Source organism: Pyrinomonas sp., assembly GCF_040289685.1.
Lineage (GTDB): Bacteria > Acidobacteriota > Blastocatellia > Pyrinomonadales > Pyrinomonadaceae > Pyrinomonas.
This window is the reverse complement of the sequence record NZ_PSLQ01000009.1, coordinates 19298-40791: the sequence shown is the minus strand read 5'-3', so window position 1 is coordinate 40791 and position 21494 is coordinate 19298. Positions and strand designations below refer to the sequence as shown.

18 protein-coding genes are annotated in these 21494 nt (G+C 60.8%); 8 read left to right on the top strand and 10 right to left on the bottom strand.

The window, feature by feature from the left end; genetic code table 11:
* Window positions 1-47 precede the first annotated feature (47 nt).
* Entirely contained in the window at window positions 48-1430 is a 1383-nt protein-coding gene (locus tag C4334_RS03785) for an alkaline phosphatase PhoX (RefSeq protein ID WP_352430750.1), read from the bottom strand.
* A gap of 425 nt (window positions 1431-1855) precedes the next feature.
* Between C4334_RS03785 and C4334_RS03780 the strand changes: the two genes are divergently transcribed.
* Window positions 1856-2407 (top strand): PEP-CTERM sorting domain-containing protein, encoded by a 552-nt coding sequence (locus C4334_RS03780; RefSeq protein ID WP_352430749.1) that lies wholly within the window; start codon window positions 1856-1858, stop codon window positions 2405-2407.
* Between the two features lie 190 nt (window positions 2408-2597).
* Here C4334_RS03780 and C4334_RS03775 read toward each other — a convergent pair whose 3' ends face one another.
* The 3 genes from C4334_RS03775 to C4334_RS03765 are packed head-to-tail and all read right to left on the bottom strand — an operon-like array spanning window position 2598 to window position 4565.
* On the bottom strand, window positions 2598-2780 hold the full coding sequence (locus C4334_RS03775; protein WP_352430748.1) for a hypothetical protein: 183 nt from the start codon (window positions 2778-2780) through the stop codon (window positions 2598-2600).
* A gap of 41 nt (window positions 2781-2821) precedes the next feature.
* Window positions 2822-4066: an MFS transporter gene (locus tag C4334_RS03770; protein ID WP_352430747.1), complete on the bottom strand. Its 1245-nt coding sequence runs from the start codon at window positions 4064-4066 to the stop codon at window positions 2822-2824.
* A 52-nt stretch (window positions 4067-4118) separates the two neighbouring features.
* Entirely contained in the window at window positions 4119-4565 is a 447-nt protein-coding gene (locus tag C4334_RS03765; RefSeq protein WP_352430746.1) for a DoxX family protein, read from the bottom strand.
* Window positions 4566-4852: 287 nt separating this feature from the next.
* On the opposite strand from C4334_RS03765, the gene C4334_RS03760 reads away from it, so the two are divergent.
* The 3 genes from C4334_RS03760 to C4334_RS03750 all read left to right on the top strand — a co-directional run bounded on the left by C4334_RS03760 (window position 4853) and on the right by C4334_RS03750 (window position 10706).
* Window positions 4853-7264 carry a 3-hydroxyacyl-CoA dehydrogenase/enoyl-CoA hydratase family protein gene (locus C4334_RS03760; protein WP_352430777.1) on the top strand — a complete coding sequence of 804 codons (2412 nt, stop codon included), beginning with the start codon at window positions 4853-4855 and terminating at the stop codon, window positions 7262-7264.
* A gap of 325 nt (window positions 7265-7589) precedes the next feature.
* Window positions 7590-8771 carry a thiolase family protein gene (locus C4334_RS03755; protein WP_352430745.1) on the top strand — a complete coding sequence of 394 codons (1182 nt, stop codon included), beginning with the start codon at window positions 7590-7592 and terminating at the stop codon, window positions 8769-8771.
* A gap of 153 nt (window positions 8772-8924) precedes the next feature.
* Window positions 8925-10706, top strand: a complete 1782-nt coding sequence (locus C4334_RS03750) for an acyl-CoA dehydrogenase FadE (RefSeq protein ID WP_352430744.1) — start codon at window positions 8925-8927, stop codon at window positions 10704-10706.
* Window positions 10707-10815: 109 nt separating this feature from the next.
* On the opposite strand, the gene C4334_RS03745 is transcribed toward C4334_RS03750, so the two are convergent.
* Both C4334_RS03745 and C4334_RS03740 read right to left on the bottom strand, forming a co-directional pair.
* Window positions 10816-11109 carry a hypothetical protein gene (locus C4334_RS03745; RefSeq protein ID WP_352430743.1) on the bottom strand — a complete coding sequence of 98 codons (294 nt, stop codon included), beginning with the start codon at window positions 11107-11109 and terminating at the stop codon, window positions 10816-10818.
* Window positions 11110-11322: 213 nt separating this feature from the next.
* Window positions 11323-11952 (bottom strand): class I SAM-dependent methyltransferase, encoded by a 630-nt coding sequence (locus C4334_RS03740; protein WP_352430742.1) that lies wholly within the window; start codon window positions 11950-11952, stop codon window positions 11323-11325.
* 269 nt (window positions 11953-12221) lie between these two features.
* On the opposite strand from C4334_RS03740, the gene C4334_RS03735 reads away from it, so the two are divergent.
* Complete coding sequence (locus C4334_RS03735) at window positions 12222-13073, top strand: PDZ domain-containing protein (protein WP_352430741.1); 852 nt, start codon at window positions 12222-12224, stop codon at window positions 13071-13073.
* Window positions 13074-13185: 112 nt separating this feature from the next.
* Here the strand turns inward: C4334_RS03735 and C4334_RS03730 are convergent, their stop codons facing one another.
* The 4 genes from C4334_RS03730 to C4334_RS03715 all read right to left on the bottom strand — a co-directional run bounded on the left by C4334_RS03730 (window position 13186) and on the right by C4334_RS03715 (window position 17194).
* Window positions 13186-13614 carry a hypothetical protein gene (locus C4334_RS03730; protein ID WP_352430740.1) on the bottom strand — a complete coding sequence of 143 codons (429 nt, stop codon included), beginning with the start codon at window positions 13612-13614 and terminating at the stop codon, window positions 13186-13188.
* The gene (locus C4334_RS03725) at window positions 13611-15005 is read right to left on the bottom strand and encodes a hypothetical protein (RefSeq protein ID WP_352430739.1); all 1395 of its coding nucleotides are present in this window, start codon (window positions 15003-15005) and stop codon (window positions 13611-13613) included. The genes C4334_RS03730 and C4334_RS03725 overlap by 4 nt, the downstream gene beginning before the upstream one ends.
* Window positions 15006-15342: 337 nt before the next feature.
* On the bottom strand, window positions 15343-16119 hold the full coding sequence (locus tag C4334_RS03720) for an SDR family NAD(P)-dependent oxidoreductase (protein ID WP_352430738.1): 777 nt from the start codon (window positions 16117-16119) through the stop codon (window positions 15343-15345).
* A gap of 28 nt (window positions 16120-16147) precedes the next feature.
* Entirely contained in the window at window positions 16148-17194 is a 1047-nt protein-coding gene (locus C4334_RS03715; protein ID WP_352430737.1) for a Gfo/Idh/MocA family protein, read from the bottom strand.
* A gap of 318 nt (window positions 17195-17512) precedes the next feature.
* Between C4334_RS03715 and C4334_RS03710 the strand changes: the two genes are divergently transcribed.
* The 3 genes from C4334_RS03710 to C4334_RS03700 all read left to right on the top strand — a co-directional run bounded on the left by C4334_RS03710 (window position 17513) and on the right by C4334_RS03700 (window position 21482).
* Window positions 17513-18433 carry an FAD:protein FMN transferase gene (locus C4334_RS03710; protein ID WP_352430736.1) on the top strand — a complete coding sequence of 307 codons (921 nt, stop codon included), beginning with the start codon at window positions 17513-17515 and terminating at the stop codon, window positions 18431-18433.
* 311 nt (window positions 18434-18744) lie between these two features.
* On the top strand, window positions 18745-19977 hold the full coding sequence (locus C4334_RS03705; RefSeq protein WP_352430735.1) for a Gfo/Idh/MocA family protein: 1233 nt from the start codon (window positions 18745-18747) through the stop codon (window positions 19975-19977).
* Window positions 19978-20108: 131 nt separating this feature from the next.
* The gene (locus C4334_RS03700; RefSeq protein WP_352430734.1) at window positions 20109-21482 is read left to right on the top strand and encodes a Gfo/Idh/MocA family protein; all 1374 of its coding nucleotides are present in this window, start codon (window positions 20109-20111) and stop codon (window positions 21480-21482) included.
* Window positions 21483-21494 lie beyond the last annotated feature (12 nt).

Sequence of the window (21494 nt, the reverse complement as noted above, 5' to 3'; positions counted from 1 at the left end):
GACTCGTCCCCTCTCGATCTTCGGCTCGTCGCGCTTTCGCGGAAACTTTAAAGCGCCCCGTCTTCCCAAGAATAGCCGTCGCGCGGCCAGACGGCGAAAGTTTCTCCTGTGCCTTGGTAGTTGAAGAAGAGCGTTTTACCGTCAGGGCTGAAGGTTGCGCCCGCGGCTTCAACCGTTGAGTTGAGGCGGTAAGCGAAGTCAAAGACTTCGCCTTGTCGTGTTAGTCCGCGAACGTAATCGGTGCCGTTGCCGTCTTCGCAAAGGACGATGCCGCCGCGCGGGCTGATGCAGATGTTATCGGGCGATTCGAGCACAGCGGCATCGGTCGATTCGTAAAGAAGAGCGAGCACTCCTTCGTCTGCGCCTGCTGGCGTGTACTGCCAAATTTGCCCCTTGCCGATATTGCCACCGCTCGTCGAAACGAAAAAGATGCTGCCGTCGCCGTACCAACAACCTTCGAGGCGCGCGAAGATGCAGCCGCCGCGCGCGAGACCTTGATTGAAGACCGACGTAGCTCCGGCTTCAAGGTTCGGATCCGGGTCGGAGATATCGACCCAAACGGTTTGCAATTGTCGTCCCATCGTTTGGCCCGTGCGCGTGTCGTAGCGCGGACTATTTTTGATCGCTAACATCTGCAGCGTTCCGCCAGCGGCAAGCTCTGCCGGACGCCCTGGACCGCCCGGACGGTTTGGAACGAAACGATAGAATCCCGCTGGATTAGCATCCTCCGTCTCGTAAACGATGCCCGTCGCCGGATCGACCGCCAACGCTTCATGCGAGAAGCGTCCCATTGCTTTCAACGGGATGGGGCTGACCTCGGCGTACGATGCCGCCGAGACTTCAAAGGCGTAGCCGTGCTTTTGCGTGAAGGCGTTGGTCTGACTCGGCCCGACGATGGTCTCTTCGCAGCTTATCCATGTGCCCCACGGGGTCGGCCCCCCAGCGCAGTTGCGCACCGTCCCGCTCAAGCTGACGAAATCATAGACGAGCGAGCGCGTTATGGGATCGACGACCAGCGTCGTCGTTCCGCCCGCAGCGCGCGGGTCGTAGGGACGATTACCGATGGCTTGGCTAGTCGGGCTGCCGCCGGTCTGTTCGTGATTGCGGACCAGATGGATCATGCCGTTGACCGAAAACGCGGCCATGCCATCATGAAGTCCTGGCGTCAGGCGTCCATCCGCCATGGGTGTGCCGACGCGCCCGAAGACGTTGTACCGAAATCCTTCGGGAAGGGCGAGCAACGTTTCGCCCGTGTTGTTCGATGGTTTCGGCACGAGCGGCCCGTAGCTGCCGTTGGCTGCGCGCGCAATAGCGCGTCCGATGCCGAAGCGGTCCAACATGCCGCGCGCTCGAAACCCTTCGATCGCCAGAAGAGCGCCGCTGGCCACCGCTGTGCTTCGCAGGAAATTGCGCCGATTCAATCTGTTCATCTAAAGCCTCCTTAAACTTCGGTGATCAAGCGGAAACGCGCGCGTTCGACGCAGCGTCGAACGCTTTTTGGTGTGCGTCCCCTTGTACAAGGGCGCGGTTATCGGAGAGTGAAGCCGGGGTAAACGTTCGGTTAAAAGTGCGAAGCTGGACCAGTTCGGGGCGCTCGCTGGCGTGCCTGAGAAGCAGTCGGTTGTAAACGAAGCCTCGGGGAACACATCGCCGGCACGACCCTTCGCCTCGTCGCTGTGCGTGAGGAAAGTTCAGGGAATCTTCCGATCGCGTTAACAGGAAAGTCTCATCGGGAGGAGATCATGCGACCGACGTTTCGCCTCCCGTCCGTTTCGGAAGAGGCTCTCGGTTACCCTTTCGAGCGAGGGCGGGATCGGACTCGTCAGACAAGACTGAATTTCGAAAGGAGGGTTGAATGTTCTCACGTTTGGGTTTCGTCTTGCTGCTCGCTTTGTTTGCTTTCAGCGAAGCGAAAGCAGATTCGATCATTTTGCTCTCTGCCGAATACAACGGTTCTTTCGTCCCTCCGACGGCCACTTTCCCGCGACCGGAAACGACGATCTGGACCTACAACTACACGGTGCCTACCGGACAGGTTGTGACCGGAGCGACTATTCAGGGTTTTTTCGGTAACTCCACATTCAACACGACGGCGCCGGTGGATCTTTACCTCGATGGCGTGCGGATCGCGCAGTGCGTCGCTGGCGCGCCGTGCGCTGGCGCAAACGGTGCCGCCGGGCCAGTGGCGTTCTCTTTCACGTTCGCCGATTTCGCTGTGTTCGCCGATGGCCGGGCGGTGCTCTCCATCGTCCAGACCGGACCGGGTGCCGTGCGTCTCGGACAGACGTCGTTGACGCTGCAAACCAGTTCAGTGCCCGAACCAGCGACGATGTTTCTTCTCGGGACGGGACTGGCAAGCGTAGCGGCCGTGATTCGCCGTCGCCGCAATCGGCGTCGCGCTTCGTGATTTCTTGAGCGGTGGGCGAAGGCGACATGTAAGCGCCGCTTTCGCCCGCTCCCGCTTTTCGGCGATGGCGCTGTCGTGTTGACCATCGAAGCAGACGAAGAAGGGAGTAAAGACGGTCCGCCGCGGTTCCGAATTTTTCGGAAAGGCGGCGAAGAGAAGCGATGCGCGCGAAGCCCTCTGCGCTTCGCCTTCAAGGTTGTCCGTAGCCGAGCACGCGGCCAGTCAGTTTTCCGGGGCGCGGGTTCTGTCGGAAGAAGCCTCCCAAAACTTCCGTCGTGTAGAGCAGCGGCAGGCTGAAGATGAGGCCGTCGCCGATGCCGCGCGTATTCGCGGAGCGATTTTTCGCTCGGGCGGGAACCGGTTCGTGATGCAACCGCCTTGGTCGCCATGATCGTGCGTCACGCGAAAGGGAATTCACCAATTTGTTGTCAGCGCTTCTGCCCGCTCTTTCTCGACGGCGAAGATGCGCGACAACCGCAGCGCGAGCAATAGGCCGAAGGTGGTGATCACTGCACCACCCCAATAGGTCAAACGCAAGCTGTGATCATCCATCTGCTGCGGAGCGGTCGCGCTATAGAGGAGCCACGACCCGATGATGGGGCCGACAACGCGCGCCAAGCTCGCCACGGATTGCGCGACGCCGAGCACCGCTCCTTGTTCATCGGCGCGCGCCGCCTTGGACGTCAAGCTGTTGAGCGTCGGCATCACCAGCGCGTTGCCGATGGCTTGCACGCTGAGGACGAGCAGCAGCGCCTCCAGCCCACCGTGCTGCGGCCCGACCAACGGGATGAAGAACATGCTTGCCGCAAAGAGCGCTTCGCCGATGATGACCAGTGCCGGTTCACCCACGGCTTTGACCGCTCGGCCGAGCAATGCGCCCTGCACGATCACGCCGAGCGCGCCAGTGAAAGCAAATAGGTATCCGTTGTGTTGCGCATCGAAGCCGAAGCGGTACATCGTGTAGAGCGCAAACGTCGTCGTCAGGATCGAGAATGACGTGATGAAGAGGAAATAGGTGGCGAGCGCTAGGGCCAGCGACGGGCGGCGTAGGTATTCGGTTAACTGGCGCCAACCGCCGCGCGCCGCCCGTTGAGGCGTCGTTTTGCGGCCAACCGTTTCGGGGAGGAGAAAATAGAGGAGCGCGGCGTTGGCGAAAGCAAGCGCTGCGGCGAAGAGGAAGGGAACGCTCGTTCCCCAACGGCTTAACACTCCGCCGATCGCCGGCCCGAAAATGAAGCCGAGACCGAAGGCCGCGCCGATCAGCCCCATGCCCTTGGCGCGTTCTTCCGGCGTGGTCACATCGGCGATGTAGGCTTGCGCCGTGGAGATGTTGCCGCCCGTGATGCCATCGAGAATCCGCCCGACGAAAAGCATCCACAGCGCAGTGGCGCTTCCAAGGATGAGAAAAGCGAAGCCCGTCCCGATGAGGCTGAAAAAGAGCACCGGCTTTCGTCCATAATGGTCCGATAGCCTCCCCAAGATGGGCGAGAAGATGAGCTGCATCAGCGAATAAGAGGCGAAGAGCAGGCCGATGGCAATGGGGCTGGCATGAAAGCGCGGACTCGCCGCATAGATGGGCAACACGGGAATGACGATTCCAAAGCCGATCAGATCGATGAAGACGGTGATGAAAATGATCAGCAAAGGAGAACGTTTCATAACGTGGCGCTTCACGAAGTTTCTTCCTGACGGATTCAGTCGAGGTCTGCGGCTAGCGGCGACGCCCGCGTCCGCGCATCAACGATTCGTCCACGGAGAGCTTCCCACCGCCCGCGATCAGCAATGCGAGCGAAGCGCATAGGAGCGAAAAGGCGTACTCGTATCCGCGATTTTGCAGGAAGAAGCCACCGGGCCAGTGGACGCCGAGGACCGCAACCAGCATGACGATGGCGATCATCGCTGCGCCGACGCGCGTCAGTAGCCCGAGAAGCACGAGCGCCCCACCGAGAAGCTCAAAAAGGGCTGCCGATCCCATCCAGAACCAAGCCGGACGCATGAAAGCGAACGGCGGCGGAGTGGCGAGCCACTTGGTCAGTCCCGGACCGCCCCAGAGGCCAAAGACTTTCTGCGCGCCGTGAGCGATGAAGACCGCGCCGAGCGCGATGCGCAACGGGATGGTCGCCCAAGTCGAATAGGTCGCGATCAAACTTTGAAACATTCCGGTCGCTCCTTGAAATCGTTCGCGCGCGCCAGTTGCGGCTTGCTCAAAACGCCTTCGCTGCGCGCCGAAATCTTCGTGGATCTCGGCTAGTTTTACCACACTGTGGGCGCGAAGAGAACCGGAGGTTTCGTCTTTCGTCGTCCTGCTGATCGCCCGAGCGCGCCTTTCGCCGCCGAAATCATCGCGGCCCCGATTTCTGCTCGTCACGCGGAAGTTGCTGAATGAGCATTCATTCAGTATCATATGGCGCGGTGGTCGAACATCACGTCTGCGAGGTTGGTCTCATGCTCCGCATCGAACGCGCTGCCGTTTTGGGCGCTGGCAACATGGGGGCGCAGTTAGCCGCGCATCTAGCGAACGCGCGCATCCCCGTTCTGCTTCTCGACATCGCGCCGCAGGAATTGACTCCTGAAGAAGAGGCCAGAGGGTTGACTTTGGGTTCGCCCGAAGTGCGCAACCGCATTGCGCGACGCGGGTTGGAAATGGCGCTCAAGGCGAAACCGGCGGCCTTTTTCACGCCCGATCTCGCCGCGCTCGTCACCGTCGGCAACTTCGAAGACGATCTGCCGAAGATCAAGGAGTGCGACTTGATCATCGAGGCGGTGGTCGAAAACCTCGAGATCAAAAGGGCGCTTTATGAGCGCGTCGAGCGTTTTCGCCGGCCCGGCTCGGTCGTCGCCACGAACACGAGCGGCATCCCGATTCGCGCGCTGGCTGATGGCTTTTCGGATGATTTCCGCGCCCATTTTTTGGGGACGCACTTCTTCAATCCGCCGCGCTACCTGCACCTTGTCGAGCTGATTCGCACCGAGTGGACCAAACCGGAGGTCGCCTGCGCGATTCATGGGTTTTTGGACCAGCGATTGGGCAAAGGCGTCGTCGTCGCCAAAGACCGTCCGAACTTCATCGCCAACCGCATCGGAACCTATGGTGCGATGGTGACCATCCGGACGATGCTCGAAGACGGTTACTCGATCGAAGAAGTTGATGCGTTGACGGGCCCAGCCGTCGGTCGTCCCAAGACGGGGACTTTTCGCCTCTTCGATCTGGTCGGCGTCGACGTTCTCGTTTACGTCGCGGATAATCTCTATCGAGCGGTGCCGGAAGATGAAGAGCGTGAGGTCTTTCAAGTGCCGCAATTCCTGCGCGAGATGATGGCGCGCAAGCTTCTCGGCAACAAGGCGGGGGCCGGCTTCTACCGCAAACAGAAGGGCGAAGGCGACAGGGATGAGATTTGGGCGCTTGATCTCGCGTCGCTCGAATATCGCCCGTCGCAGAAAGCTCGTTTCCCCTCGCTCGAGATGGCGAAGAACATCGAGGATGTGCGCGAACGCATTCGGACGCTCGTCTGGGGCAAGGAGCGCGCCGCACAATTCCTCTGGAAGACCCTGTCGCGCACGCTGCGCTACGCGGCCAATCGCATCCCGGAGATCGCCGACACCGTCGTCGAGGTGGATCGCGCGATGCGTTGGGGCTTCAACTGGGAGTTGGGCATCTTCGAGACATGGGATGCGATCGGACTCGAAAAATCGGTCGCGCGCATGCGCGAAGAAGGATTGACCGTTCCTCAAAACGTCGAGCGCATGCTTGATGCGGGCGCGCGCAGTTTCTACAAGACCGAGAAGGGCGAAGATTTCTATTTCGATTTCGCCGCGCTCGGTTACAAGCCCGTGCCGAAGCAGCCCGGCGTCATCATACTGAGATCGCTCAAGGACCAGAACCGCGTCATCAAGAAGAACGCTGGCGCCTCTTTGATCGATCTCGGCGATGGCGTCGCCTGCGTCGAGTTCCACTCGAAGATGAATGCGATCGGCGGCGACACGGTGCAAATGATTCGTCACGCGCTCGACGAAGCGGAGCGGAACTTCGTCGGTCTCGTCATCGGCAATCAGGGGCAAAACTTTTCGGTCGGCGCGAACCTGATGCTGCTGCTTTTAGAAGCGCAGGAGGGCAACTGGGAAGAGATCGATCTGATGGTGCGCGCTTTTCAGCAGACCAACATGCGGCTACGTTATTCGCCGAAGCCGGTCGTCGTCGCGCCGCATCAGATGGCGCTGGGTGGCGGATGCGAAGTGACGCTTCATGCCGACCGCGTGCGTGCCGCGGCGGAGACCTACCTCGGTTTGGTCGAGGTCGGCGTCGGGCTCATCCCGGCGGGCGGCGGAACCAAAGAGATGCTCATCCGCGCGCTCGAGGCGATCCCGAAGGGCGTGGAGGATGCTGATCCCTTCCCGTTCGTCAAACGGGCGTTTGAAACCATCGCGCTCGCCAGAGTGGCGACTTCGGCTGAAGAGGCGCGCCAGATGAATTTTCTCAAGCCCTCCGACGCGATCTCGATGAATCCTGACCGGCTCATCGCCGACGCCAAACAGGAGGTGCTCGCGCTCGCACAAACAGGCTACGTGCCGCCGCAGCCGCGCACGGACATCCTCGCGCTGGGCCAGTCGGCGCTGGCGACGCTCAAAGTCGGCATCCACATGATGCGGCGCGGGGGCTACATCTCTGACCACGATGCTCTGATCGGCGAGAAACTGGCGCGCATCTTGACGGGCGGCGATTTGAACCACGCGACGCGAGTATCCGAGCAATACTTGCTCGACCTTGAACGCGAGGCGTTCTTGAGCTTGTGCGGCGAACGCAAAACGCTGGAGCGCATGGCGCATACTTTGAAGACCGGAAAGCCTTTGCGCAATTGACCGAACACTTCAACGGATGCGGAAGGCGTGAAACGCATCATGGTTGCCGAGGGGCGAACGATGCAAGCGCTATTCTACACGCTGCCGCTAGTGCTGGAGCCGCAATCGGAAGGAGGTTATGCGATCACGTGCCCGCTCTCGCCAAGCTCTAAAGAGAGGTCGGATCAGCTTTGTGCCGAGATGGGAAAGTGGAGCTTTGGAACTCGGAACGGTGTGCGCCATCGTCAAGCAGTTGGGCCTAGACCGAGATGAGTTCGAGCTGGCATGAGATCGTCAAAGAGGACGGTTTGGGCAATAGCTCAAGGTTTTACTCGGAGGCACACTTATGAAAGAAGCGGTGATCGTTTCGGCTGTGCGCACAGCCGTCGGCAGAGCTCCCAAGGGAACGCTCAGGCACACGCGGCCCGATGAGATGGGCGCCGTGGTCATCCGCGAGAGCATCGCGCGCGTGCCCAACCTTCAAGCCTCGGACGTCGAGGATGTGATCATGGGGTGCGCGATGCCGGAAGCTGAACAGGGGATGAACGTCGCGCGCGTGGCGGCGATTCGCGCTGGACTCCCTGTGGAAACGAGCGCGATGACGATCAATCGTTTCTGCTCGTCGGGGCTTCAAGCGATCGCCATCGCCGCCGACCGGATCAGAACGGGACAGGCCGAGTGCATCGTTGCGGGCGGGCTGGAAACGATGTCCATGATCCCGATGGGCGGTCACACGATTCGACCCAATCCCTACTTGGTCGAGCACTACCCTGACTTCTACTTGAACATGGGACTGGCGACGGAAAACGTCGCGCGCAAGTACGAGATCGGGCGCGAGGATCAAGACCGTTTCGCGCTCGGCTCGCACCAAAGGGCCGCGCGCGCGCAAGACGAAGGCAAGTTCAAAGACGAGATCGTGCCGCTCAACGTCACGCTCGAAGAGCTGGATGAACGCGGGAAGAAACAGCGGCGCGAAATCATCTTCGACGCCGACGAGGGCGTAAGGCGCGATACGAATTTAGAAGCTTTGGCGAAATTGAAGCCGGCCTTTCACGCAAACGGCACGATCACGGCGGGCAATTCGTCGCAGATGTCCGACGGTGCAGCGGCCGTGGTCGTCATGTCAGCGGAAAAAGCCGAGCAGATCGGCGCGCGCCCCTTGGCGCGTTTCGTCGCTTATGCGGTCGCCGGTTGCCCGCCCGAAGAGATGGGCATCGGTCCGGTCTTCGCCGTACCGAAGGTCCTGAAGCTGGCCGGGTTGACGCTGGACCAGATCGACCTGATCGAGTTGAACGAGGCTTTCGCCGCGCAGAGTCTGGCCGTCATCAAAATGCTCGAACTCGATCCCGAAAAGGTCAACGTCAACGGCGGCGCCATCGCGCTCGGCCATCCGTTGGGTTGCACCGGAGCGAAGCTGACGGCGACGGTCTTACGCGAACTCGAACGGCGCAACGGGCGCTACGCGATGGTGACGATGTGCGTTGGTGGCGGCATGGGTGCCGCGGGGATTTTCGAAAGGATCGAGTAGGGCAGGCCGTCCGGTTGTGTGCTTGCGCTGAACGCGGAGCGAGACTCCGTTTTCGAGAGGATTGAGCAGAACGACCACGTGAATATCGGGCATCGCCCCGATCGGTGGGGCGAAAAAGATCGAGAACTGAATTACTCTGAAAGGAGCGAGCGTATGGCAGCCACAGTTGATCTGAAAGAGTTGGTGATCGGCGGAAGCTTCTTGATTGAGGAGCGGCACCCGGAAGAGGTTTTGACGCCGGAAGATTTCACCGAAGAGCAACGGATGATCGCCGAGACGACGCGCCAGTTCGTTGACACGGAGGTGCGTCCGGCCATTCCGCAGCTAGAAAAACACGATTGGCATCTGGCGCGCACGCTTTTGCGCAAGGCCGGTGAACTCGGTCTGCTCGGCGCCAACGTGCCGGAAGAATACGGCGGACTCGGACTGGACCAAACGAGCGGCACGTTGATCTCCGAGAACGTCGGGCGGTCGGCTTCGTTCGCCGTCACCTTCGGCGCGCAGACGGGGATCGGCATGCTGCCGATCCTCTATTTCGGCACCGAAGAGGCCAAACGCAAATATCTGCCGCGGTTGGTGACCGGCGAACTCGTCGCCGCTTATGCGCTCACCGAAGCCGGATCGGGTTCGGATGCGCTCGCAGCAAAGGCCACGGCGCGCCTGAGCGCTGATGGGCGCCATTACATCTTGAACGGCGAAAAGATGTGGATCAGCAACGGCGGCTTCGCCGACGTCTTCGTCGTCTTCGCCAAGGTGGATGGAGATAAATTCAGCGGCTTCATCGTCGAGCGCGGACCCGGGCTGACAAACGGCGCTGAAGAGCACAAGATGGGGATTAAAGGCTCTTCGACGACGGCGCTCATCCTTTCGGACGTCAAGACGCCGGTGGAGAATCTGCTCGGCGAAGTGGGCAAAGGGCACAAGATCGCCTTCAATATCTTGAACATCGGGCGTTTCAAACTCGGCGCTTCGTGCTTGGGCGGCATGAAGTTGATGTTGCATGAAGCGGTCCGATACGCCAACGAACGGCATCAATTCGGGCAGCCCATTTCGAGCTTCGGCGCGATCAAAGCGAAGATCGCGGAGATGGCGATTCGCACGTGGGTCGGAGAAGCGACCGTCTATCGCACGGTCGGCTTGATCGAAGAAGCGGTCAGGGCTTCCGCCAAAGATGGCGAAGCGAAGTTGCGCGCCATCGAAGAGTACGCCACCGAGTGCTCGATCATCAAGGTCATGCTTTCGGAATACTGCGACTACGTCGCCGATGAGATGGTCCAGATCTACGGCGGGTACGGCTATTCGGCTGACTATCCGGCGGAAAGAGCCTACCGCGATTCGCGCATCAATCGCATCTTCGAAGGGACCAACGAGATCAATCGCATGCTCATCCCCGGCATGTTGATCAAGCGTGCGATGCAAGGTCGGCTCGCGCTCCTTCCGGCAGCGCAACGTTTGATGGATGAAGTGCTGCAACCATCCGCGCCTTCTTTCGACGAAGAAGAGGGTTTGCTCGCCGCTGAACGGAAGCTCGCCGAGAACGCGAAGAAGGTCGCCCTGATGACGCTCGGCACGGCGGCGCAGAAGTTCATGCAAGCGCTCGAAGATGAGCAAGAGGTATTGATGAGCATCGCCGATCAGATCATGGACGCCTACGCGATGGAATCGGCGATCCTGCGCGCGCGCAAAATCGCCGCGCACAGCGGCGAAGAGGCTGCCGCGCGCTACATCGAGATGACGCGCGTCTTCTGCCACGACGCGATCGAGCGCGTCGAAAAGAGCGCCAAGACGGCGCTCGCCGCCGTAAGCGAAGGCGATGAGCTTCGCACGTTGCTCGCAGCCTTGCGACGTTTCACCAAGCACACGCCGATCAATGCGGTCGCCGCGCGTCGCTCGATCGCCGATGCCTTGATCAAGGCGAACCGTTATATTGACTGAGGCGCTGTTTCCCCTCCCACGATACGCGAGCCTGCCTCTTTGTTGGAGCAGGCTCGCCTGTTTTTCGGCCCGTTTCCCTCAAGGGCGCCTCGTCAGACGAAGGTCCGTGTTAGGGTGAGCTGCTGGCTTCGCGTGCTTTTTCCATCTTTTGGGCCGCGTCGTGCAGAGGCTTGCCCGTTTCGATGAGGGGCCTCATGCGCAGCACGCCGTCATCCATCTCGCTCTTCGGATCGACGCCGAGGATCTCGGCGATGATGTGGCCGATGAGTCCGGCGGGCGGATTGAGAGCGTCGAAAGCGATGGCGCGCGGCCTTCGCCTCGAAGCTCGCGAGGGCTGCACAGTGGCGGCTAACAGCGCGATCATCATCACCAATTCGCCGATCAAAGATCTTTCGCCATTCACACCAAGAAGGTGCCCTACCGCACTTATGCTATCGGCATGCGCGCGGCGCGCGGATCAGTGGCGCAGGCGCTCTTGTGGGACACGCTCACGCCTTACCTCAAAGTGTCCGACGCTTGATCGGGGTCCGCCGTCGGGTCAAGTTGGCATCTGGAGGGTATCGGATGTTGCGCGAAGCTTTCGTTCGCGTCTGTCGAAAGGGCTTGAAGTCGGTTGTCAGTTCGGGCTGCGACGCGCCTTCTTGGGATCAGCGCCCTTCAGGACTTCGAACTCGAAATAGATCGTCTTGCCGCGAATGATGAAGCTCAAGTAGGCCTCCCAGAAGCGACGGATGAAGCGGAGCGAAGGGAAGCGATTGCAACTGTTGACCAGTAACTCGAAGCCGAGCCAGCGCCAGAGCTTCAACAGCGTGACGCGGATCTGTCGCGGTCGAAGACGCACGTCGCTGTAGAAGGCGAATTCGGGCCTTTTCTCCTCGGCGAAATAGATGAAGGATTCGCACGTCAGATGATGACGGTGCGTCGGGTCGCGAAAAGAGCTGACGTCCGTGTAGTGAGGCGTGTCGAGCTTGATGATCGCGCCAGGTTTGGCTATGCGGTAGAGTTCAGCCATGACGGCGAGCACGTCCTCGACGTGCTCGATCACCTGATTGCCGACGATGAGATCAAACTCGTCGTCGGGAAAAGGGTAGGGGAAGACGTTCAAATCGTGAATGATGTCGGCATCTGTTCGTGGATTGACGTCCAACCCGATGGCGCCCGGCGTTTTGTGCGTGCCGCACCCGATGTCCAAAATCTTGGGCTTGCGCTCTTCGCCGCTCGCTTTCGATTTTGCTCCTGCTGTCATCCCCTCTCGGTCCTCGCGCGTCAATGGGACGCGCTCGCCGCTTCGAACAGAGCTTGGAGTTTAGCTTTGACGGCAGGCGCAAGACAAGCGGCACATAGAGAACGCACGTGCGCGTGTCTCGGCTGTCAACGCCGCGCGCCGCTTTCGCCATCGAACTTTCGGATGCTTTTCAGGAACGCGCCCGCTTCATGCGGCGTGTACTACTGATGATAAACGGGTTTTTCTTGTCTGCCCGTTGAATCTTCAAATGGAAGGAGGAAGCTTGCGAGATGAGAAATCTCTCGTTTGCTATGCTGAGCGCGCTCTTATGGGCTGCGGTTGCGAGCGCGCAAGGTCCCGAAATTCGCCTCTCGATATTCGGCGAGCATCTCCTCGGCATCGTCGCGCAGGATATTTCGCGCGAGGAAGCCGCTCGATACGGATTGAAGGAGCCAAAAGGGGCGAAGATCACGCGCGTTTTCGCTAACAGTCCGGCCGAGGCAGCCGGTTTGCGCGAAGGCGACATCATCATCGCCTACGACAGCGAACCGATCACCAACTCGCGCAAGCTCGCGCGCTTGATCGAAGAATCGCCTGCGGGTCATCAGGCCCGCGTGCGCATCTTGCGCGATGGCAAAGAACAAGAGTTGACGGCAACTCTTGCTTCGCGCTCGACGACGGTGCCCAACGAGGTCGCACGCTTGCAGAAGATCATCGCCGACATGGGCCGGAATCGGCGCATCGGCATCACGACGCAGCCCTTGACTCAGCAGTTGGCCGATTACTTCGGCGTTGCCGAGGGGCGCGGTCTTCTCGTCGCATCGGTGGAGGCGAACAGCCCTGCTGCCCGCGCTGGCTTGAAAGCGGGGGACGTGATCGTCGAGGCCGATGGAGAGAAGATTGCGACCGCGTTTGCGCTCGCGCGCGCCCTCAACCGTCGAACGGACGGCGACGTGACGTTGACGGTGGTGCGCGACAGGCGGCGGATCACGCTCAAGGTCACGCCCGAAGCGCGCGATGCTTTTCGCGATGGCTTCGGTCCGATGCTGGAGAACCTTTTGCCGGAAGTGCGTTTAAGGACTCAGCGCTTGGCTCCGCAGATGATCCCACCTGTCGTTCGGTCCGGGGCGCGCATCCTTTAGTTTTTAAGCGGACCACGAGCGCACGCTGGCGCACTCATGCGCGCTCGTTCTCGAACGATGGAGCGCACAACACCGGATTGTCTTTGCAGGCCGAGGTGAAGAGCGCGATCGGTCAGGGCGCCGCGCTCTTCTTCTTGGCTAAAAGGTTGTCCCGCGCCGCAAGCGCCTCTTGGTAAGCTCCGCCGACGACTTGACCCAGCTTGATCGCCGCTTCGAATTCGCGCAGGGCTTCCGCGTCGCGTTCAAGAAACGCAAGGATGCGTCCCATTGCCGTGTGCGCGCGCGATAGCAGTGCCGCGTCCCTTTCCGGCAAAGCGCGCTTCACTGCTGAGCGGTAATTTTCAAGGGCGCGGTTGAGCCGTTCGGCGAGCACCTCTTCATCCGTAGCGTCTTTCGCCGATAAACTCGCCGCCTGCGCCAAGGCGAAGTAGATGCGTGGCTCATCAGGATGTTCTTTCAACATCTGTTTGAGGCGCGCTTCGGCGGCCACATAGTTGCGCAGGCGAAGAAGCTCATCTATCTCGGCGAGGTTCTTGATCAACGTCGCGCGCCGGGCCGTTTCTGTCGTCTCTGCGTCGCTGGCGCGCACCGTCTCGGCGCGGCGTGCGGCGACGCGCTCGCGGCACGGTATTCAGCCGGACGGCGCGCTTCGCGTTGCGGATCGAACGACGCGATCATGTCCGAGAAGAAATTGGCGATGTCGAACCCAGAGGTTTCTATGCCGCGCAAGCGCTCCATGAAGTAGAAGGCGAGCACCGCGCCGCGTTCGTAAGCCTCGGCCAGTTGCATTGTGGTCTCGTCTTCAATGGCGGCGCGCCGTCGCTCGGCCTCTTCGCGGATGGTTTGCTGCTCGGCTACCGTGGCTGCGCGTTTGTAACGCTGGCCCAGCTCCTGTTGGAGCGCGGCGAGTTTGAGCAGCTCGCTCATGCGCGCATCGGCGGCGACGACCAATGAACGGGCGACGGCGAAGAACAGATCAGGTGCCGGCGCGTTGTTCGCGTTGGGGCGCGCGTCGACGAGTTGTTTGAGTGCATCACGGCGTGCGGCGATGTCACGGTTGAAGCGGACCACCAACGGGTCGATCACGAACTGAAGGTAAGCGCGCCGCAATTCCGATGATACGGGATCGGTGTTGTACGGAATGATGGCGTAGTAATCGTCGGCGATCACGCGAAAGTTGATCGTTCCCGGCGCCGCCAGTAGGTCTGGGATGACGTGAAAACGGCGCGGACGCGCGCGCAGCGTGAAGGCTGGCCCAGCCCTTTTATCCTTCTCTTTGCCCTCTTTGCCCGGTTGGGGCGAAACGGGGACGCGCTCGACCGTTTCGGTCACGGGACGGGTGTGAAGGTAGGAGAGGATGAACCGGACCATCTCCGCCGTGGAGGGACGCAGTTGGTCCGCCGCTGCGCGATGAGCGCGCAAGTAGTTCGGCATGTTCTCGGCGATGTTAGAACGCTGATAGAACTCGCGTAGCAGCGGCGCGAAATCCAGAATCTCAAGCACTGCCGCGGGGAGATCTTCGGTTCGTTCCGGCGAATCGAAGCCCGGTGGACCACCGAGCACAAGCGCCAACGACACGTAACGCGCCGCTTGTTCGGCGAGCGTTGCTGGCGACGGCAGTTCGTGCCGTTGGTAGAACCGTCGAAGGCGCGCGCGCAGGTCGGGGTCAAGTCCAGCTAAGTCACGGCGCACGGTCGCGCGAAACGGTGCCGGCGCGTTCGGTTCAGGATCGAATCCGGCGGCTTCCAGCGCAGCCATCATGACGATCAAGCGCGCATCGGGTTCGATGACGACGCCGTATTCGCCAAGGTTGAGCTGTCCGGCCTGCCGCGGCGTCACCGTGCGCGAAGCGTCTGGAGATGTTTGCGCCCCGCTCGCGCCTTGAAAAAGCAACAACGCCGCGCAGAAAAAGTTGAGCCAAAAGCTTGCCATAAAAACAATGAAAATAACGAAAAGACTTGCAAGCAGACAAGGATGCCACACCAACGGCAGAAGATGCCAGCTGCGAGCGCGTCTTTATGCACCCATCTGTGCGCAATGTGCGACGAAGAGCCGCCACGCCAGAAGATGCCGGGCGCGCGCACTGGGGCGAGTTCAGTTGCTCACAGGCGGCTGACGAGTATGCGCCCCGGCGCGCACAAGCGTCATCGGAAGCTCTCCGTGCGGATCTCGTCGAACACTCAAGATAATTCGCCTTCAAGCGCGCGTCGGTGGCCGTTCATCTCGCTGCAAGACGAAGGCGATCGTCAACGGATCTTGTGTTCACGCTTCAGTGATTCACTCCCGAAGCGAGAAAACCGCCATCGACGACGATGATCTCGCCCGTGATGTAACTTGCGCTGTCCGAGGCGAGCAGCACCGCTGCGCCAACCAGCTCCTCGACGTGACCGAACCGGCCCAGCGGCGTGCGCAGCAGGAATTCGCGCCCGCGCTCCGTGTTGTCGAGCAGGTGTTCGTTGAGCGGCGTGCGAAAGACTCCGGGCGCGATGGCGTTCACCGTCACGCCGTACCGCGCCCACTCGATAGCCAGCGATTTGGTCAGGCTTCCAACGGCGGCCTTGCTCGCCGAATAGGCGGCCACTTCGTAGAGCGCGACAAAGGTCGAAAGCGACGCGATGTTGATGATCCGTCCGTAGCGGCGTTCGATCATATGACGCCCGAAGATCTGGCACGCGCGCAAGGTCCCCGTCAGGTTCGTGTCGAGGATAGCGTTCCAATCCTCTTCCGCAAAATCTATGGTGGGCGCGCGTTTGGTGCGTCCGGCGCAGTTGACCAGGATATCCACTTGACCGAAGGCGCTCAATGCATCATCCAAGAGCCTTTGCAACGATGCGCGATCGGTGACATCCGAAGTCGCGCGCAAAGTTCGGCGTCCGCGCGCTTCGATCTCGCGCGCCGCATGCTCGACCTGTTCAACGCGACGCGAAGAAGCGATCACGTCCGCTCCGGCTTCGGCCAACCCGCAAGCGAGCGCTAAGCCGATTCCAGAGGTGCCGCCGATGACGACGGCCAACTTGCCCGTAAGATCCAGTTTGCGGTACACCATGAAGTTCGCTCTCTCTTCCAAACCCGATTCAGCTCGCACTGTGTTGAGCGCTCCTGTCGACGAGCGAAACCGGCTGACCGGTACGCGCAGCAAAATAGAGCGCTTCGACCAATTCCAAGCTGCGGCGTCCTTCGCGCCCGTCGCAACAAGGACGCCCGCCTGTCTCCACCGCGCGCAGGAAGTCTTCCAGAACTCTCCGATGGCCGCTCGCATCAGCAACCACCGGCGACGTCGCGCTCCCTGAACTCAGCTCGTTCGCCGCCCAGCTCTGAGAACCGGCGCGCAGATGCGCAGCGGTGACGCTGCTTTGCTCGATGATCACCGTCCCTTGACTGCCTGTGATCTCGACGCGGCGCGGATAACCCGGATAGACCGACGTCGCCGCTTCCAACGTGCCGAGCGCGCCGGAGGCGAACTCCAGCGTGGCGACCAACGTGTCTTCCACCTCGATGTCATGCAGCAGCGTCGCGTGGCGCGCATATACGCGCGCCACTGGACCGACCAACCACAAAAGCAGATCGACCGTGTGAATCGCTTGGTTGATCAAAGCGCCGCCGCCATCCAGCGCCCAAGTGCCGCGCCAACGCGAGTGTGCGTAGTACTCGGGCGGGCGATACCACTTGACGCGACCCGACGCGAGCAGTAGCCTGCCCAATTCGCCTCGTTCGATCATCTCCTTGAGGCGGCAGAAATCCGGCGTCGCGCGGTCTTGAAAAAAGACGCCGAGTTGAACGCCGTTTCGCTCGCACTCGGCGATGAGTTGATCGGCGCGCGCCGTGCTGATGTCGAGCGGCTTTTCGACGAGAACATGGATGCCGCGGCGCGCCGCTTCGATTCCGTGCGTTGCGTGCAAACCCGATGGGCTGCCGATGAGCACCACGTCGAGCTGTTCGCGATCGAAAAAAGCGTTCAAGTCATTGTAAGCGCGGGCGCCGCAACTCTCCGCCAAACGATGCACGCGCTCGCGCGCCTGCCCGTAAATGGCCGCGACCTGCACGTCCGCAACGGTTTGGGCCGCGCGTACGTGCGTTTCGCTGATGTTGCCTCCGCCGATGATCCCGACGCGGTGGACCATTCCTTTCTTTCTCCCGAATGAAACGTCTTCCGCCGTTCTCTGAACTGCTATTCGCTAACGCGGTGGGCCGCTCTCTTCATTCCCGAACTGGGATTTTAACAGACGGGTGGGCGCGCGCCAAACCGATTTGTTCACAAATGACTCAAAATCGGTCGCTCCTCGGCTGAGCATGCTGTCGAGGTTCGGCTCCGCAGCAGGACCGCTTGATGCCCTGCGCCCGACTGGCGCGAAAACAGACTGAGAAGCCTTTCTTGCGCGTCGCCTCTGGCGCTACAATCGACGGCGTTGCGTTGCCTCGCGCCAAGCGCGAAAGAGACGATGGTTGCCGAACTTTATCACGAGTCACGCCCAGGCATGGGCACGATCTTCGACCTTTACCTTTACGCCGAGAGTTCGAGCCAAGCGCGAGATCTTTTCGAACTCGCTTTCGACGAAATCGAACGGCTCGAGGCGACGTTGAGCAATCGAAAGACGACGAGCGAGATCGCACGGCTCAACCGTGAAGCGCGTGCCGTTTGGGTAGTCACTGATCCTGAGACGTTCGCGCTGCTTCGACGCGCGCGTGAATACGGGCGTTTAACCGACGGCGCTTTCGACATCACGGTTGGACGCTTGATGCAGACGTGGGGCTTTTCCCGGCAACAAGGGCGCCTGCCCTCGGCTGAAGAGATCGCCGCGGCACAGGCCGGTTGGGACCTTCTCTTGCTCGATGAGGAGACGCGCGCCGTTGGTTTCGCTTCGCCCGCCGTCGAACTCGATCTCGGCGGCATCGGCAAGGGTTATGCGCTCGATCAAGTGGCTGATCTGTGGCGCGAGCATGGTGTCTCTTCAGCATTGCTCGTTGCCGGACGCAGCAGCATATGTGCTCTTGGCGCGCCTTTAGGCAAAACGGCTTGGACGGTGCGCGTGCCCCATCCGTTCGATGAGAGCACGATCTCGACGATCTCGGTGCGCGATGGCGCTGTGTCGACTTCGGGGAGCTACGAGAAGTTCTTCCGCGCAGAAGGGAAGACCTACTGTCACATCTTGGATCCGCGCACCGGCTGGCCCGTTCAAGGGATGTTGCAGACCACTGTGGTGGCGGCGAACGCGACCGATGCGGAAGCCCTCTCCACAGCGCTCTTTGTTCTCGGGCCGACACACGCGCCCGCATTGCTCGAGATGGCGAGGGCCGCCGCTTTGATAGTCGCTGAGGGAATGGACGTGACGCGGTTTTATTGGCGCGAAGCGAGCGCGTGATGCAAGAAGGAGCATGGCGTTGAGCTTCAATGTCGGACGCTCGACAAAGGGACGCGTTCTTTCATCTGCCGCCTTTGTTGGCGCAAGAGGCGCGATGCGCGACTTAGAGGTGGACGCTTTTGAGAGAGAGGTTCGTAGATCGTATCGTCCAAGCCTGTCACCGTTCGGGGTTGACATTTTGGGAGAACGATGAACAAAATACCTCGCCCGAAGGTCGTTGTTCTTTGGCCGCCTTGGTGGCCGCGTTGCGCGAGGCGCGGCGCGAAGCGATGCCCATCTTCGAAGAGCGAAGCTAGTTCATCTGCACGGAAGTGGACAGAAGAAGTTTCTTCAAAATCGCATCTGCGGGAGCGGTTGGCGCTGGCTCCACCGTCCTGCTTGGGGGGCCAAAGCGTTTGCCGCCCTCGGAACGCATCGGCTTGGCCATCATCGGCGCGGGAAGTCGCGGGCAAGAGTTGATGCGTTACTTTTTGCGTCTGCCGGGCGTCGAAATACGCGCGCTGTGTGACGTTTATGAGCCGCGCTTTGGGCAAGCGCAAAAGATCATCGGGCGCAGCGTGGCGACCTACGGCGATTATCGACGGTTGCTCGATCAGGCGCGCGATGTCGATGCGGTCGTCGTCGCGACGCCGCTTCACCTGCATGCCGAGCATGTGATCGCCGCGCTCGACAGCGGTCGCCACGTCTATGGCGAAAAGACGATGGCCTACGACATCGAACAATCGAACCGCATCGTCGAGACCGTGCGTCACACGGGCAAGCTCTATCAGGTGGGCCACCAGTACCGCTACGCTTCTTGGTATCGCGAAGCGTTGGACAGGATACGCGCGGGCGAGATCGGTCAGCCGACGCATATCTTCGGCTACTGGCATCGCAACAGCACATGGCGCCGGCCTGTGCCCGAGCCGAAGTACGAGCGGTTGATCAACTGGCGTATGTATCGCGCTTATTCGGGTGGCCTGATGGCTGAACTCGGCTCGCACCACGTGGATTTCGCCAACTGGCTCTTCGGCGCGCTCCCAGAAACGGTGGTGGGAAGCGGCGGCATAGATTTCTACAAGGATGGTCGCGAAGTTTGGGACAACATCGAGGTCGTCTTTCGCTATCCGGGCGGTCGCACTTTCACCTTCAGTTCGCTTCTCAACAACCACAAGGTCGGTTACCAGATATGGGTTTACGGCAGCGGCGGGAGCGTCGAACTGACGCTGGAAGATGGCACCTTCTACTACGAACGAAACCGCCCCTTGCCGCCGAATTTGAACTCTTCCGAGGTGGTCGAGCGCGGGGTGCGCACCGGTGCCAGTTACAGCGTTCGCGGCGACATGCCGTATCGCGGACCGGGCGCGCCGATCAAAGTCCCGGAGACCGCCGCGGGCAACCCGAACTTCATGGCTTGCCAAGCTTTCATTGATTCATTGCGTCGGCAGAGCCGTCCGTTCGCCGACGAGCGCGTCGGGTGGGCTTCGTCCATTTGCGTTCATCTGGCGAACGAGGCTATCGAGAAAGGAAAGCGCCTGCGCGTCGCTGATTACGTCAAGGCGTGACGCGACACCGGGCGAGTTGGTCGCTTCAGAGAGTTTGTTCAAAGAAAGAACCAAAACGCTTCACGGGCGAAAGTGGGCCAGAAAGTGGGCCAGTTCGTTGACTTCGATGATCCTTGTAAGGAGGAACCGCCATGAAGGACCAAAGATCGCGTCGAGACTTCATCAAGAGCGCGGCGTTGGGCGCCGCAGGCTTGGCGCTCACTTCAAGCGCCGCCAGCTATGCGCGCATTCTCGGCGCCAACGATCGCGTGCGCGTCGGCATCGTCGGTTTTTCGGACCGCGCCAAAGATGCGCTCATCCCGGCCTTTTTGCAGCACGCCAAGGAACTCAACTTCGATCTGGTCGCCGTCTCCGATATCTGGAATCGGCGGCGCGAAGAGGGCGCCGCTTTCATCGGCGAGCAGCGCGCGCGGGCTGGGCTGCCGCCGTTGGATATTTTTCGCGCGCGCAACAACGATGAACTATACGACCGCAAGGAAGTGGATGCGGTGATCATCGCGACGGCTGACTTTCAACACGCCTTGCACGGCGTGGAAGCGGTGCGCGCCGGACGCGATGCGTACATCGAGAAACCGCTCGCCAACACGATGGAAGATGCGCGGGCGATCTTGCGCGCCGTCGAAGAGACGCGGCGCATCGTGCAGATCGGCACGCAACGGCGTTCGGGCAGCAACTACATGCGCGCCAACGAATTCATCCGTTCGGGCAAGTTCGGTCCCATCGTCATGGTCGAGATGACGTGGAACGTCAATCAGCCCGGCAGATGGCGGCGCCCCAACTTGGTGCAAGCGATCCGACGCGAGGATACGGATTGGGACCGGTTCGTGCTCAATCGCAAAGAGAACGGGCGTAAGCCTACGTGGGATCCGCGTAAGTACATTGAGTTTCGTCTCTTCTGGCCCTACTCATCAGGCATTCCGGATCAGTGGATGGTGCACCAGATCGACACCGTGCATTGGTTTACGGGGCTGTCGCGCCCGCGGTCGGTGGTCGCTAACGGTGGCATCTACATGTGGCGCGATGGGCGCACGAACTTCGACACGATGACGGCGGTCTTCGATTACGGTCCGTTTGATGATCCGTCGAAGGGCTTTCAGGTTGTCTACTCTTCGCGTCAAACCAACTCGGCTGGTGGAACCAAGGAGATCTACTATTCCAATGCCGGCACGCTCAACCTCGACACCAACAAGGTCTCGCCCGAAGGGGGGTTGGAAGAGCGCTACGCGCGCCCAATGGGGATGAAACCAAATCTGCTGCCGGAGATGTCGCTCGTTGAAGAGCGACAAGCGGCGCGCGCCGAGACGGCGGCCAACACGGGGGCCGATTCGCTCACTTCGGCGCACATGCGTAATTGGATGGAATGCGTGCGCAGCAGGAGGACGCCCAACGCCGATATCCACGCTGGCTACAACCATTCGGTCGCGCTCTGCATGACGATCGCCGCGTTGCACACAGGAAAGCGCGTCACCTTCGACGACGGAAAACAAGAGGTCGTCACAGGCTGAAAAGCTTCGGAG